This window comes from Limnohabitans sp. B9-3 (genome assembly GCF_002778325.1).
Lineage (GTDB): Bacteria > Pseudomonadota > Gammaproteobacteria > Burkholderiales > Burkholderiaceae_C > Limnohabitans > Limnohabitans kasalickyi.
The window spans coordinates 17286-31760 of sequence record NZ_NESI01000001.1 but is presented as its reverse complement, the minus strand read 5'-3'; the positions used below and the strand labels follow the sequence as shown (position 1 = coordinate 31760).

The window sequence follows — 14475 nt, the reverse complement described above, 5'->3', positions numbered from 1 at the left end:
GGAGACGAGACATGCCATGCGCTTGCGGTGTGGACGTGCATGCACACGTCATTCCAGGTGAGTTTCCGAAATATCTCGGAGGCCTAACTCCCTCTGGATGGCCATCCATGGCTCCCGCAGATGCCTGCCATCGTCACGTGATGATTGATGGGAAGAATTACAGAACCGTCTCAGACAAGTGTTGGACAACTTCTCGTCGCTTGGCTGATTTTCAAGAGATGGGTTTAGAGCTGCAGGCCATTTCTCCCATGCCAGAGTTGTTGTCTTACTGGTTGTCCCCCTCAGACGGCGCGCAATTGGTGCGTTTTTTGAACGAACAAATTGCGACCATGGTGCATGAGTCAGCAGGGCAGTTGGTGGGCATGGGGGCTGTGCCTTTGCAAGACATAACGCTTGCCATCCAAGAGCTGCACCACATCAAACACGTTTTAGGGCTGCGTGGTGTTGAGATAGGCAGCAACATCAATGGTGTGGTGATGGGTGACCCAAAATTCGATCCATTTTTTGAGGCCTGCCAGGCGTTGGATATGCCTGTTTTTGTTCATGCATTAAGGCCGACAGGCATGGACCGCTTGGTGGGGCCTGCGCCCCTGCAACAAGTGTTGGCCTACCCCACAGATGTCGGATTGGCCGCAGCGTCGGTGTTGACCGGCAACTTGATGCAACGTTATCCCAAGCTGCGCTTGGCATTCAGTCACGGAGGTGGAGCGTTGGCGATGTTGTTGCCTCGCCTGCAGCAGGCCATGTCTGTCTTTCCCGCGCTCAAAAACAGCGTGCATCGCTCGCCAACGGAGCAAGCCCGTGAGCTCTATTACGACACACTGGTGTTTGATCCGTACACACTGGCGCATCTTGTGCAGACTTTTGGTGCGTCGCAGCTCATGATTGGGACGGATTACCCCTTCAACTTTCACGACAAACATCCCGTTGAGCGCATTCAAAACGCTGGCTTGGATGACACAGTCATTCAACAACTAACCCATGCCAATGCAAGAAGATTTCTTGGCATTGAACCAAAAATTTCGGAGTAGTACATGACCCATGCTTCTTCCCGCGTGAGCGCTTTGCGTAGCGTGGCACTGAATGTCCCTGACTTGGCTGTTGCCGAAAAATTCTTCACAACCGTTTGGCATTTGCAAATTGCTGCTCGCAGTGAGGGTGCCATTTACTTCAGAGGTACGGGCGCAGATCATCATCTGCTGGCCCTTCATCAAGCAGAAGGTCCCGCAAAAATTCGTTGTGTCACCCTGCGAGCCCGCAGTCGGTCAACTTTGGATGTCGTTGCCAGCGCCGCTCTGGCGGCCGGTGGCAAAGTGCTGAAACCTGTTACTGAGCTGAACGAGCCTGGAGGCGGCGTTGGCGTCACGGTGGCTGACCCCGATGGTCGCGTGTTTCAGTTGGTGCACGGCGATGACTTACATGCCGATGCGCATGAGGCGCGTGACCAACCCATTCGTCTGGCGCACGCAGTTTTGAACAGCCATGATGTCGAATCAACACGCGGCTTCATCGAGACAGTTCTCGACTTTTCACTGTCAGACCGAACACGCATCATGGCCTTTATGCGCTGCAACAGCGACCACCACAGCATTGCCTTAGGGGATACAGACAACGATGCGCTGAATCACATTGCTTTTTTGATGCCTGACGTGGACTCCGTCATGCGTGGTGGTGGGCGCATGCGTGACGCGGGGTACGGCATTGAGTGGGGACCTGGCCGACATGGCCCAGGAGACAACGCGTTCAACTATTTTGTCGGTCCCTTTGACGTGGTGGTTGAGTACACCGCAGAGGTCGAGCAAATTGACGACAGCTACCAAGCGGGTCAACCGAGTGATTGGACTTGGCCACCTGGTCGTGTGGATCAATGGGGAATATCTCCGCCGCCAAGCCCCCGGTTGAAAGATGCGCAAAAAGCGGTTCTTTTTGTTTCTTAAAAATTAGTTTCTACGGAGTCATCATGAAGTTCACAACGTTTCACAAAAATGGTCAAGATCGCTTAGGTTTGATCGATGGTGATCAAGTCATTGATCTGAACCAGTGTCAACCGCAAGTCAATGCCGATTTGCGATTGGCATTGAAGTCCGGCGTTGACTTGGCCGCAGCCGCGAAAAATGCGTTGACCTCCACATCAGAGCGATTACCGATGTCGAGTTTGCAACTCTCGCCCATCTTGCCGGAGCCTGGAAAAATCATCTGCTTGGGCTTGAATTACTTTGACCATGCCAAAGAGGGGGGGCGTGATAAGCCTGAGTACCCATGGTTCTTTTTGCGTTCAGCTTCTTCGTTGTTGGCTCCCAACGCCGATGCCATTCTTCCTAAAGTGTCTGAGCGTTTGGACTATGAGGCAGAGTTGGCGGTTGTCATTGGTAAAACCGTGAAACACGCCACGATGGACAACGCATTGGATTGTGTGTTTGGGTACAGCTGCTTCAACGACATTTCGGTGCGCGATTATCAAAAGAGAACACCGCAGTGGACGATTGGCAAAAACTTTGACCAAACAGGTGGCTTTGGCCCTGTGCTGGTGACTGCCGATGAATTGCCACCCGGTGCGGCGGGTTTGAAAATTCAAGCCCGCTTGAATGGTCAGGTCATGCAGGATGCGAATACCCGTGACATGATTTGGGGCGTCGCTGAGACCATCAAGCTGTTGACAGAGTGCATGACACTGGAACCTGGCGACCTCATCATCATGGGCACGCCTGCTGGTGTGGGACAAGCACGTACGCCACCTGTGTGGATGAAAAGTGGCGACACAGTGGAAATTGAAATCGAACACATTGGGTTGTTGCGCAACAAAATTCAAAGCGAGATCGCCTAAGTATGAGCACAGTCGCCAATCAAGATGCCTACGATGTAGCGATTGTGGGTTTTGGTCCAACAGGTGCTATTGCTGCAGGATTACTCGGGAAAAAGGGCATTCGCACCTTTGTGTGTGACAAATCGCCCGATGTGTACGACAAGCCCAGAGCCATTGCGTTAGATCATGAAATCTCTCGCGTGTTTCAGCACATGGGCATTGGCAAAAAAATCAAACCATTTCTCGAGCCCTTTTCAGATTCCGTCTTTTATGGGGTCGACGGGCAAGTCATCAAGCAAATGTCGACGGTGGCAGCGCCCTATCCGTTGTCACACACGCCTTCCGTTGTGTTTTCACAGCCTCCCGTTGAGAAAATTTTGCGTGACTATGCAGAGTCACATGCCTCGGTGACGGTGGCTCTGGGATGGACGTTGGTGGATTTGACGCAGGACATCGACCTGGCAACCTTGAGTTTCAAAAGTGAAGATGGGCACACATCGCAGGTGAAAGCCAAATACGTGATTGGCTGTGATGGTGCCAGTAGTTCGGTGCGCTCCTTGGTGGGCATTGCGCTTGAGGATCTGGGTTTTGACGAACCTTGGCTGGTGGTGGATGTGATGGTGAATGCGCATGGTCTTGCCAAGTTGCCAAAGACCAGTGTTCAGTATTGCAACCCAGAACGTCCATCGACTTATGTGATCGGGCCTGGCCATCACAGGCGCTGGGAAATTTCTATCAATGAGGGCGAGGACCCCAAAGAAGTCGCCACACCGGAAGGCACTTGGAAATTGTTGGCGCCTTGGTTGACCCAGCAAGATGGCACGCTGTGGCGTCAAGCCAGTTACCGTTTTCATGCGCTTGTGGCAAGCCAGTGGCGCAAAGGTCGTGTGTTTGTGGCGGGTGATGCCGCGCACCAGCAACCACCGTTCTTGGGGCAAGGCATGTGCCAAGGGGTCCGCGATGCGGTCAATCTTTGCTGGCGCTTGGAAGCGGTGTTGAAAAACGAGGCCTCTGAATCTTTGCTGGATTCGTATGGTTTGGAACGCAAAGCCCATGTGATCGAGTTGACAACGCGCATTAAAGGCATCGGGCAAATCATCACCGAGCGTGACGTTACAAAAGCGCGTGCACGTGATGCGAAATTGTTAGCAGACTGCGGCGGTGTTGTGACCCCCATGCCTCGGCAGGATGTTCAGCCCGCTTTGTCTGCAGGTCTGCTTGGGGCTGTGGCGCATCCCGCGCGTGGTTCAATTTTTCCTCAGCCCTTATTGGTTCAATCTGATGGCACTCAAGTTCGCATGGATGATGTTTATCCAGCAGGGTGGAAGATAGTGTTCAGTGCGGAAGTTGGAGACGATTTTCTTCAAGCCGCACAGCACCACCACTTGCCAGGATTGTTATCTCTGAAGCTGGGTTCTTCAGCGCTGACAGAGGCAGAAGGTGTGTTGCGCCAGTGGTTTGAAAAGCATCAAATTCAGGCGGCAATCGTTCGACCTGATCACTACATCTATGGGGTGTGTCAAACGGCTCTGGATGTCACCACTCAGCTGCAAGCCTTGAAGTTGGTCTAAGGTTATTCATTCATAAAAAATTATCAGGAGACAAAAATGGAACGCAGACAATTTATTCAAACGATGGTGGCAGCCGCCTCTGTTGCAAGTTCTGGCGCATGGGCACAAACCAACACTTGGCCTGATAAACCCATCAAGTTTGTCTTGTCACAACCTGCAGGTTCGGGGCCAGATAACGTGGCCAGATTGTTGGGGGACCGACTCGCCAAATCGTTGACCCAGCCCATTGTGATTGACAACAAACCCGGTGGTCAAAACGTGATTGGGGCTCAAGCCGCCGCACGTTCAAGCCCTGATGGCTACACCTTTTACTTTGCCACCACAGCAGCACTGATCACCAACACGCTGTTGTTCAAGCAGCTGGCCTATGACCCGCAAAAAGAATTCATGCCGGTGGCTTTTGTAGCGCGAAGCCCATTTGCAATTTTGGTGGACGTGAACTCTCCGATTCAAACCATTGATGAGTTGATTGCGAAATCAAAGGCATCTAACGGACAGTTTTCGATTGGCAATGAAGGCCCTCGGACTTTCAGCGGCATGATTGCTCGGTTGTTCAATTCACGTGCAAAAGCCGCTGCGAATTTGGTCCCTTATGCGAACGTGGGTGTCGGTTCTCAGAACTTGATGGGCGGCCATGTGGATGCGATGGTGGCAGATTTGGCATCCACCGCGCAATTGGCCAAGCAAGGCAAGTTGCGGGTCATTGCCACTACGGCAGCCAAACGTGTGCCGGGTTGGGAGAACGTGCCTGCGCTTTCAGAAAAGCTTGGCAACTTTGACATGGTGGGTTGGTTTGCCATCGTTGCGCCAAAAGGAACCCCACAGCAAGTTATCACCAAGTTCAACCAAGAAGTGAACTTGGCGTTGGCTGACAAAGAGTTGGCAGGTCGCATTGCCAACATCGGCCCCTTGGCAGACGCCAGCATGTCAGAAGAAGATGTGAAAAAATTTCTAGCCTCAGAACTCGCCCGATGGACCGAAGTGACGAAAGAGATTGGCGTCTTGCCTGAATAGCCAACCCCTCCAAAAAGTCTCTGCGTGCAGAGACTTTTTTTCAAGCCCCTAAAGCCAACTGCATCGCCAGCTGGTTATGCCTCTCAATCAACGGTCCCATGTCGACCGTTGCTATTTCACCCTTGCGTATCACCACGCGGCCATTCACAACGACGTAGTCTGCGTTGTCACTCGCACACAGCAGCAGCGCACCGATGGGGTCGTGCACCGCGCCGCCCGCCATGTTCAGCGTGTCGGTGCGAAACATCGCAATGTCAGCGCAGTAACCCTCTTTGATTTGCCCCAGCTCGTGGGCGCGGCCCAGCACTTCTGCACCGCCGCGAGTGGCTAGGCGCAGGGCGTCGCGGGGTGTCATTTCGCCGGGGCCTAAGTCGCAGCCAAACACGGTGCGTCCGTTGTCAACACGCGGTGCTTCCAGCGCGCGACCCACGCGTGCCAGCAGCATGGCTTGGCGGGCTTCGTTCAGCAAGTGGGCTCCGTCGTTGCTGGCGCTACCGTCTACGCCCAAACCAATGGGCACACCGGCGTCAAGCATTTTGCGCAGGGGCAAGATGCCGCTGGCCAATCGCATATTGCTGCACGGGCAGTGGGCAATGCCGGTGCGCGTGCGGGAAAACAAATACGTGCCTTCTTCGTCCAGCTTCACGCAGTGGGCGTGCCACACGTCGTGGCCCACCCAGCCTAGGTCTTCGGCGTATTGCGCAGGCGTGCAGTTGAATTTCTCTTTCGTGTACGCAATGTCATGGTCGTTTTCGGCCAAGTGCGTGTGCAGGCGCACGCCGTGAGCGCGGGCCAGTTTGGCGGCTTCGCGCATGAGGTCTTGGCTCACACTAAAGGGCGAGCAGGGGGCCACGGCCACATGCGTCATCGCGCCAAAGCTGGCGTCGTGATAGGTCTCAATCAGGCGTTGGGTTTCTTTGAGGATGAAGGCTTCTTTTTCCACCACGCGGTCGGGCGGCAGGCCGCCTTGGCTTTCGCCCACGCTCATGCTGCCGCGTGTGGCCGTAAAGCGCATGCCAATGGTGTGCGCGGCTTCAATGCTGTCGTCCAGTCGCACGCCGTTGGGGTAGATGTACAGGTGGTCGCTGCTGGTGGTGCAGCCGCTCAGCAGCAGCTCGGCCATGGCCACTTGGTTTGACACCCGCACCATTTCGGGTGTGAGGCCCGCCCAAATGGGGTACAGCCCTTTGAGCCAGCTGAACAGCTCGGCGTTTTGCACCTGCGGCACAGCACGCGTGAGGCTTTGCACCATGTGGTGGTGGGTGTTGATCAGGCCCGGCACCACCACGTGGCGGCGGGCGTCGATCACCTCATCCACTTGCTCCAGTAGTTCATCGATGTTTTCTCCAGCAGGAATGATGCGTTCAATGCGGCCATCCTTCAGCAGGAGCGAGGCGTCGTTGAGTTCGGTGTTGGCATCGTCTTGCGTAGCGATGCAGCGGGCGCGGTGGATGAGCAGGGTGGTCATGGAGCGGCAGGGTGAAATCGACTGTCGCCACTTTAACTCTGTGTGCTTGTGGGTTTGGGCGAAACCCTTAAAGTGCCTTTGTTATTTACTAGAGAGATCCCATGAAGACCTACAAAATCGCGTGCATCCCCGGTGACGGCATTGGCAAAGAAGTGGTGCCCGCTGGCCAGCAAGTGCTGCAGGCCTTAGCCGCTGCCCGTAAAGATTTCAACTTTGAGTTCACCAGCTTTGGCTGGGGCGGCGATTGGTACCGCGCCCATGGCGAGATGATGCCCAAAGACGGGCTGGACGCTTTGCGCCCCATGGACGCCATTTTGTTTGGCTCTGCGGGCGATCCGCACATTCCCGACCACATCACCCTGTGGGGCTTGCGCCTGAAGATTTGCCAAGGCTTTGACCAATACGCCAACGTGCGCCCCACGCGCATCTTGCCCGGCATTGACGCGCCGCTGAAGCGCTGCACCGCCAAAGACCTCGATTGGGTCATCGTGCGTGAAAACTCCGAGGGCGAGTACTCTGGCGTGGGTGGCCGTGCGCACCAAGGTCATCCCATTGAAGTGGCCACCGACGTGTCGATGATGACCCGCGCGGGCGTGGAGCGCATCATGCGCTACGCCTTCAAGCTGGCCCAATCGCGCCCCCGCAAACTGTTGACCGTGGTCACCAAGTCCAACGCGCAGCGCCATGCCATGGTGATGTGGGACGAAATCGCCGTGCAAATCAGCCAAGAGTTCCCCGACGTCAAATGGGACAAAGAACTGGTCGACGCGGCCACGGCCCGCATGGTCAATCGTCCCGCCACGCTGGACACGCTCGTGGCCACCAACTTGCACGCGGACATCTTGAGTGACTTGGCCGCTGCCTTGGCCGGCAGCTTAGGCATCGCCCCCACCGGCAACATCGACCCCGAGCGCCGTTACCCCAGCATGTTCGAGCCCATCCACGGTTCGGCCTTCGACATCATGGGCAAAGGACTGGCAAACCCTGTAGGAACTTTCTGGAGTTGTGTCATGCTCTTGGAGCATTTGGGCGAGTTCGAGGCCGCACAAAAAATGATGCATGCCATCGAGCAAGTGACGGCCAATCCCGCGTTGCACACGGGCGATTTGGGCGGCAAAGCCACCACCGAGCAAGTCACCCAAGCTGTGTGCGCCTTGATGGCTTAATTCATAAAAAAGGAGACAAAACCATGCGCATCCATTTAACTTTTAAAGCGTTTGCCGCAGCGTCCGCGCTGTTCACCGCAGCAGCTTTTGCTCAGCCGTGCCCTGATAAAAACGTGCAGTATTGGCAGGCCTTCCCACCCGGCGGTGAGTCTGACTTGTCGGCCCGTCACCAGCAAGCAGTGCTAAAAAAGAAATGCGCAGCCATTGACACCGTGGTGCAGTACAAAGCCGGTGCAGGCGGTGCCTTGATGTGGACGCAGATGAACACCTTGCCCGCTGATGGCGTGAACGTGGTGGGCATCAACCTGCCGCACATCGTGTTCCAGCCCATCGAAGGTCAAGTGCAATACAAGACGGCCGATGTCACGCCGGTGTACTGGTTCCACTACACCCCCGACATCTTGGTGGTGCCGGTGGCTAGTCCGATCAAAACCTTTGCCGAGTTTTTAGCTGCGGTCAAAAAAGAGCCCGGTAAATTCTCATTGGGCGGTTCGGGCTTGAACTCGGCCAACCACGCCGCACACGAACGTTTAAATGCTGCTTTCAACGTCAAAACCATCTACATCCCTTTCAAAGGCACGGGTGATATGACCACCGCCGTGTTGGGCAGCCAAGTCGATGGCGCCATTACCTACACGCCGTTTGCCATCAACAACAAAACGCGTGTGCGCCCGTTGGCTGTGGCCATGGAACAGCGTCATCCGCTGATGCCTGAAGTGCCCACGTTCAAAGAGTTGGGCGTGAACTGGGTGGACGGTGCCTATCGCGGCATTGGCGTGCCAAAATCGTCCACGCCTGAGCAGCGCAAACGTTTGTCTGAGCTGTGGGCCAATCTCAACAACGACCCCGAAATGAAAGAACTCGCAGCCAAAAACGGCTTTGAATTGGTCAACGTCGGTGTGGACCAAATGGATGCCTTCATGAAAGAACGCACCCAGCTCTACACCGAAGGCGCCGCGCGTTTGGGTCTCGGCAAAAAGTGAGCTTTTTCTGACTTCTTCGACTCCCCTTGTTTTTCAGTCGCCTGCAGCTGTGCTTGCACAGCCGCAGGTTTTTTTACGTCAGCTGTACGACGCAGCTGTGCTGCGCGCCTTGCCGCTACACAACACGGCTGCGTATTTGCCTAAGCCTCCGAAAGGCCGAACGCTCGTCTTGGGCGCTGGTAAAGCGGGTGGTGCCATGGCGCAAGCCGTTGAGGATTTGTGGCCTGCCGACAAACCGCTGTCGGGTTTGGTGGTCACGCGTTATCACCACATTCCGCCACGTCCTGCTAGCCTGCCTGAGCGCATTGAGGTGGTCGAAGCTTCGCACCCCGTGCCCGATGCCGCAGGCTTAGCAGCTGCCGAACGCATTTTGGAATTGACCCAAGGCTTGACCGAAGACGACTTGGTGCTGTTTTTGATCTCAGGCGGCGGCTCTGCCTTGTTGACCTTGCCCGCCGAGGGCCTGACGCTGGAAGACAAGCAACGCATCAACCGCGACTTGCTCAACAGTGGCGCCAACATTGGTGAGATGAACTGTGTGCGCAAACATTTGTCGCGCATCAAAGGCGGTCGTTTGGCCGCGGCTTGTGCACCCGCGCAAGTGGTGACGCTCACCATCAGCGACGTGCCAGGCGACGACCCTTCGGTCATTGCGAGCGGCCCCACGGTGGCCGATCGCACGACCTGTGCCGATGCGTGGGCGATTTTGCAGCGTTACAAAATTGAGGTGCCTGCCGCGATTGAAGCGGCGTTGAATGCGGGCGCTCTAGAAACGCCCAAGCCCAGCGCGCAGTGGGATAAGCAGCCGGTTCACTTGATCGCCACACCTCAGCAGTCGCTCGACGCAGCCGCTGATTTGGCCCGCGCCGCGGGTTTAAATGCGTATGTCTTGAGCGATGAACTCGAAGGCGAGTCCCGCGAAGTGGGCAAAGTACATGCCGCTTTGGCCCGCGCTGCGGCGCATGGCAAAGGCCCGTTTCAAAAACCGTGTGTCATTTTGAGTGGCGGCGAAACTACGGTGACTATTCGCAAACAGACAGAGGGAACTCTTAAGGGCCGTGGCGGGCGCGCTGGCGAGTTTTGTTTGGGGCTGGCTGTCGCACTTCAAGCGCAAGCGGGCGTGTGGGCCATCGCGGCGGACACCGATGGCATTGACGGCATCGAAGACAACGCCGGTGCCGCCGTGTCGCCTGACACCTTGGCCCGTGCCGAGGCGCAAGGCGTGAAACCTGCCAACTGCTTAGACCGTAACGATGCCTACGGTTTTTTCAGCGCGGTGGGCGACTTGGTCATCACTGGCCCCACGCACACCAACGTCAACGACTTTCGGGCGATGCTGGTGCTTTAATCGCACAGGCTGCGAATCGATGGCGGAATGGCCACCGCACGGATGCCCGGCTGTGAAGCGTTGGCACCTTCGCGGTGTGCGGCAAAGATGCGCACCTCGTCGCACGCCATGATCAAGTCGTCGCCACGGCGAATTTCGTAGTGCATCACGAAGCTCTTTTTGCGCCATTCGGTGATGCTGGTGTGAATTTCCAGCAAATCGCCATAACTGGCGGTTTTGACAAATCGTGCATGCGTGTCGACCAGCGGCGTACCGATCACGCCCAAGGTTTGCTCGGTTTCGTGCCAAGACGGCACACCGCACTGCACAAAGAAGTGCCGCGAGGCCGCGTCAATCCAGCGAAAGAAGTTGGGGAACCAGACGATACGCGCGGGATCGCAGTCGCCAAATTCGACTTTTTGTGGGTAAACAATGGTTTTGCTCATGCGCGAATTGTCTGGCATTTACGGGGTTTGTCTGGGGCTTGGCCACAGGGGCAAGGTGCTTGCGTGCTGTTAACCTCATGTTCTTCTGGAATTTCGATGTTTTGCCATGTCTAGTCCCCGTTTGTCGCTGAGTCAAATCACCAAGCGCTACCCCGCAGTGGTGGCCAACGATGCCGTCAGTTTGACAGTGCAACCTGGCGAAATTCACGCCGTGTTGGGCGAAAACGGGGCCGGTAAGTCGACGTTGATGAAGATCATCTATGGCGCGGTGAAACCCGATGCCGGTGACATGCGTTTCAACGGCGAAACGGTGCACATTCGCAACCCGCAAGAAGCTCGCCGTTTGGGTATCAGCATGGTGTTTCAGCACTTCAGCTTGTTCGACACGCTCAGCGTGGCAGAAAACTTGTGGCTGGGGCTGGACAAGTCATTGAGCCTCGCCGATGTCACCCAGCGCATCACCGACACCGCCTCGCAATATGGTTTGGACATTGATCCGCAGCGTTTGGTACACACCTTGAGCGTGGGGGAGATGCAGCGGGTCGAAATCATCCGAGCTTTGTTGACCAACCCACAACTGTTGATCTTGGACGAGCCCACCTCGGTGCTCACGCCACAGGCCGTTGAGAAGCTGTTTGTGGTGCTGCGCCAACTCGCGTCGGAAGGGCGCAGCATTTTGTACATCAGCCACAAGTTGCACGAAATTCGTGCCCTGTGCACCGCGTGCACGGTGATGCGTGCGGGCCGCGTGACGGGGGTGTGCGACCCGCGCCAAGAAACCAATGCCTCGCTGAGCCAACTCATGATTGGCAGCTTGCCGCCTGAATTGAACGTGCGCACACATCAGCCTGGCGCAGAGGTGTTGACCGTGCGCGATTTGCGTTTGACGGCGGACGATCCGTTTGGCGTGGACCTGAAAGGCCTTAACTTGCAAGTGCGCGCCGGTGAGGTGGTGGGCATTGCCGGTGTGTCGGGCAACGGCCAGCGAGAGTTGCTGTTTGCCTTGTCGGGTGAAGACCGGCGTGCCCCGCACCAAAGTCTTGAGCTGTTGGGTCAGGCGATGGGCAGCTGGGGGCCTACGGAGCGCCGTGCCCACGGTCTGCACTTCGTGCCTGAAGAACGCCTGGGGCGGGGCGCCGTGCCCAGCCTGAGTTTGGCGCAAAACCTCTTGCTCACCCGTCACGAAGCGGTGGCCAGCACCGGCTGGCTCAAAGCGCTGGGTTGGCTGAACTTGAAGACCTTGCAGGCACAGGCCGAGGCCATCATTGCGCGCTACCAAGTCAAAGCCGGTGGCCCAGATGCGGCGGCGCGTTCGCTCTCGGGTGGTAATTTGCAAAAGTTTTTGATGGGGCGGGAGATCGAAGCGGCTCCGAAGCTGTTGATCGTGTCGCAACCCACGTGGGGTGTGGATGTGGGTGCTGCCGCACAAATTCGCGCCGCCTTGTTGGCGCTGCGTGATACAGGTTGTGCTGTGTTGGTGGTGAGTGAGGAGTTGGACGAATTGTTAGAACTGTCAGACCGTTTGCATGTGATCGCGCATGGCGAGTTGTCGCCTGCGCTGAGCCGTGAAGAAGCCAGCGTGTCACGCCTTGGCGCTTGGATGAGTGGCTTGTGGAAAACACCTGCGGCTACACAACAGGAGGTGGCCCATGCTGCGTCTTGAACCCCGTGCGCAGCCGTCTACGTTTTGGCGCTACGCCTCACCGCTGCTCGCCTTGGCCATCACCGTGATCTTGGGCATCGGACTCTTCATGGCCTTGGGCAAAGACCCCGTGCGCGGTTTGGGCGTGTTCTTTTGGGAGCCCATCAAAAGCGTGTATGCCTTGTCTGAGCTGATGGTCAAAGCGACACCTTTGTTGCTGATTGCCTTGGGGCTCGCTGTGTGCTTTCGCTCCAACGTCTGGAACATCGGTGCCGAAGGCCAGTTTGTGATGGGCGCGGTGTTTGCCTCAGGTGTGGCCTTGATGGCCGACGCCAACACGGGCAGTGGCTTTTGGGTGTTGATTTTGTTGGCAGGTGTGGTGGGCGGCATGGTGTGGGCCAGCATCACCGCGGTCCTGCGTGACCGCTTCAATGCCAGCGAGATTTTGGTCAGCCTGATGTTGGTGTATGTCGCTGTGATGGCGCTGAACTACTTGGTCTACGGCCCTTGGAAAGACCCTCTGGGCTACAACTTTCCGCAAACCAAAACCTTTGATGCCATCACCCAAATTCCCAAACTCATCACAGGCACGCGCGTGAACGTGGGTGTGTTGTTGGCGTTGGCGGGTGCTGCTGTGCTGTGGGTGTTTTTGTTTCGCACCCGAGCGGGGTTTGCGCAGCAAGTGGGTGGTTTGGCCCCTGCGGCGGCTCGCTATGCGGGCTTCTCGTCACGCAAGGCGCTGTGGGTGGCGCTCTTGACTTCGGGTGCGGCAGCAGGATTGGCAGGCGGCTTAGAGGTGGCCGGGCCGTTGCGCCAACTCACGCCGTTTGTGCCTGCGGGCTATGGCTTTGCCGCCATCATCGTGGCGTTTGTTGGCCGCTTGCATCCGGTGGGCATGGTCTTGTCAGCTTTATTGATGAGTATGTTTTATATCGGCGGGGAGCTGGCGCAATCACGGTTGGGCTTGCCACGTTCAATGACCGGTGTGTTTCAAGGCTTGTTGTTGTTCACGCTGTTGGCGTGCGACACCTTGATGCAATACCGAGTGCGCTGGGTGTCTAGCGCGTCAAGTTCGCGTTCAGAAGGAGCACTGTGATGGAAACCTACGCACTGTTGTGGGCAGCCACCATGAATGCGGGCACGGTTTTGGCGCTGGCGTCATTGGGCCTGTTGATCAATGAGAAAGCCGGCATCGTCAATTTAGGGGCCGAGGGCATGATGCTGTGCGCCGCCATTGCGGGCTTTGCCACGGTAGCCACCACGGGCAGCGATGTGCTGGGGCTGTTGGCTGGCATGGGCGCAGGGGCGTTGATGGCAGCCTTGTTTGGTGTGTTGGTCATTTGGATGAACACCAACCAATACGCCACGGGCTTGGCTTTGAGTTTGTTTGGCGGCGGCTTTTCTGCCTTTGTGGGCGTTAGCTTTGTGCAGGCCAAACTGCCCGAGCGCATGCAGTTTGAAGTGCCCGTGTTGGCCGATCTGCCTTTTGTGGGCCCTGCTTTGTTCAAGCACCACCCGCTGGTCTATGGCGCGATTGCGCTGACCCTCGCCTTGATTTACTTTCTCTACCGCACCCGCGCGGGCTTGGTGTTGCGTGCGGTGGGCGAGTCGCCAGAGTCGGCGCATGCCTTGGGTTACCCGGTGCGTCGCATCCGCTTGTTGGCGGTTGTGGCCGGTGGCGCTCTGTGTGGTTTGGCTGGGGCTTACATCTCCATCATTTACACACCGTTGTGGGTGGAGGGCATGATCGCCGGCAAAGGCTGGATCGCTTTGGCCCTCACCACCTTCGCCACTTGGCGCCCGGCACGCGTGTTGTTGGGTGCTTACCTGTTTGGTGGGGTGACCATGTTGCAGTTTCATTTGCAGGCGTCGGGTGTGGATGTGCCCAGCCAGTTCCTGAGCATGTTGCCTTACCTCGCCACGATCGTGGTGTTGGCTTTGATTTCAAGCAATCCGCGTTGGTTGCGGGTCAATATGCCGGCCTCCATGGGCAAACCTTTTTTCCCTGGCTCATAATTCGTTCGCTTTTTTTAATGTTTTTTTCAAAGGAAATTT

The 14475-nt window shown here is 56.6% G+C and carries 13 protein-coding genes; 11 read left to right on the top strand and 2 right to left on the bottom strand.

What is annotated here, in order from left to right:
- Positions 1–11 precede the first annotated feature (11 nt).
- From B9Z42_RS00170 to B9Z42_RS00150, 5 genes are read left to right on the top strand one after another with little or no spacing between them, the layout of a single operon-like run.
- A complete protein-coding gene (locus tag B9Z42_RS00170; RefSeq protein ID WP_100131325.1) occupies positions 12–1031 on the top strand; it encodes an amidohydrolase family protein in 1020 nt (339 codons plus the stop codon).
- Between the two features lie 3 nt (positions 1032–1034).
- Positions 1035–1937: a VOC family protein gene (locus tag B9Z42_RS00165; RefSeq protein WP_100131324.1), complete on the top strand. Its 903-nt coding sequence runs from the start codon at positions 1035–1037 to the stop codon at positions 1935–1937.
- 23 nt (positions 1938–1960) lie between these two features.
- Positions 1961–2824 carry a fumarylacetoacetate hydrolase family protein gene (locus B9Z42_RS00160; RefSeq protein ID WP_100131323.1) on the top strand — a complete coding sequence of 288 codons (864 nt, stop codon included), beginning with the start codon at positions 1961–1963 and terminating at the stop codon, positions 2822–2824.
- Positions 2825–2826: 2 nt separating this feature from the next.
- Entirely contained in the window at positions 2827–4374 is a 1548-nt protein-coding gene (locus B9Z42_RS00155; protein WP_100131322.1) for a bifunctional 3-(3-hydroxy-phenyl)propionate/3-hydroxycinnamic acid hydroxylase, read from the top strand.
- A 36-nt stretch (positions 4375–4410) separates the two neighbouring features.
- Positions 4411–5388, top strand: a complete 978-nt coding sequence (locus B9Z42_RS00150; protein WP_100131321.1) for a tripartite tricarboxylate transporter substrate binding protein — start codon at positions 4411–4413, stop codon at positions 5386–5388.
- A 40-nt stretch (positions 5389–5428) separates the two neighbouring features.
- Here the strand turns inward: B9Z42_RS00150 and B9Z42_RS00145 are convergent, their stop codons facing one another.
- Positions 5429–6856, bottom strand: a complete 1428-nt coding sequence (locus tag B9Z42_RS00145) for an 8-oxoguanine deaminase (RefSeq protein WP_100131320.1) — start codon at positions 6854–6856, stop codon at positions 5429–5431.
- A gap of 101 nt (positions 6857–6957) precedes the next feature.
- On the opposite strand from B9Z42_RS00145, the gene B9Z42_RS00140 reads away from it, so the two are divergent.
- The 3 genes from B9Z42_RS00140 to B9Z42_RS00130 are packed head-to-tail and all read left to right on the top strand — an operon-like array spanning position 6958 to position 10353.
- Positions 6958–8022 carry a tartrate dehydrogenase gene (locus tag B9Z42_RS00140; RefSeq protein WP_100131319.1) on the top strand — a complete coding sequence of 355 codons (1065 nt, stop codon included), beginning with the start codon at positions 6958–6960 and terminating at the stop codon, positions 8020–8022.
- A 23-nt stretch (positions 8023–8045) separates the two neighbouring features.
- A complete protein-coding gene (locus B9Z42_RS00135) occupies positions 8046–9005 on the top strand; it encodes a tripartite tricarboxylate transporter substrate binding protein (RefSeq protein WP_100131318.1) in 960 nt (319 codons plus the stop codon).
- Between the two features lie 49 nt (positions 9006–9054).
- Entirely contained in the window at positions 9055–10353 is a 1299-nt protein-coding gene (locus tag B9Z42_RS00130; protein ID WP_233203469.1) for a glycerate kinase, read from the top strand.
- Here the strand turns inward: B9Z42_RS00130 and B9Z42_RS00125 are convergent.
- Positions 10350–10778 carry a thioesterase family protein gene (locus tag B9Z42_RS00125; protein WP_100131781.1) on the bottom strand — a complete coding sequence of 143 codons (429 nt, stop codon included), beginning with the start codon at positions 10776–10778 and terminating at the stop codon, positions 10350–10352. The two genes, B9Z42_RS00130 and B9Z42_RS00125, sit on opposite strands and share 4 nt — an antisense overlap.
- A 106-nt stretch (positions 10779–10884) precedes the next feature.
- On the opposite strand from B9Z42_RS00125, the gene B9Z42_RS00120 reads away from it, so the two are divergent.
- From B9Z42_RS00120 to B9Z42_RS00110, 3 genes are read left to right on the top strand one after another with little or no spacing between them, the layout of a single operon-like run.
- The gene (locus B9Z42_RS00120; protein ID WP_100131316.1) at positions 10885–12441 is read left to right on the top strand and encodes an ABC transporter ATP-binding protein; all 1557 of its coding nucleotides are present in this window, start codon (positions 10885–10887) and stop codon (positions 12439–12441) included.
- On the top strand, positions 12428–13516 hold the full coding sequence (locus B9Z42_RS00115) for an ABC transporter permease (RefSeq protein WP_100131315.1): 1089 nt from the start codon (positions 12428–12430) through the stop codon (positions 13514–13516). The genes B9Z42_RS00120 and B9Z42_RS00115 overlap by 14 nt, the downstream gene beginning before the upstream one ends.
- Positions 13516–14436, top strand: coding sequence for an ABC transporter permease (locus B9Z42_RS00110; protein WP_100131314.1), 921 nt, complete (start codon positions 13516–13518; stop codon positions 14434–14436). The genes B9Z42_RS00115 and B9Z42_RS00110 overlap by 1 nt, the downstream gene beginning before the upstream one ends.
- Positions 14437–14475 lie beyond the last annotated feature (39 nt).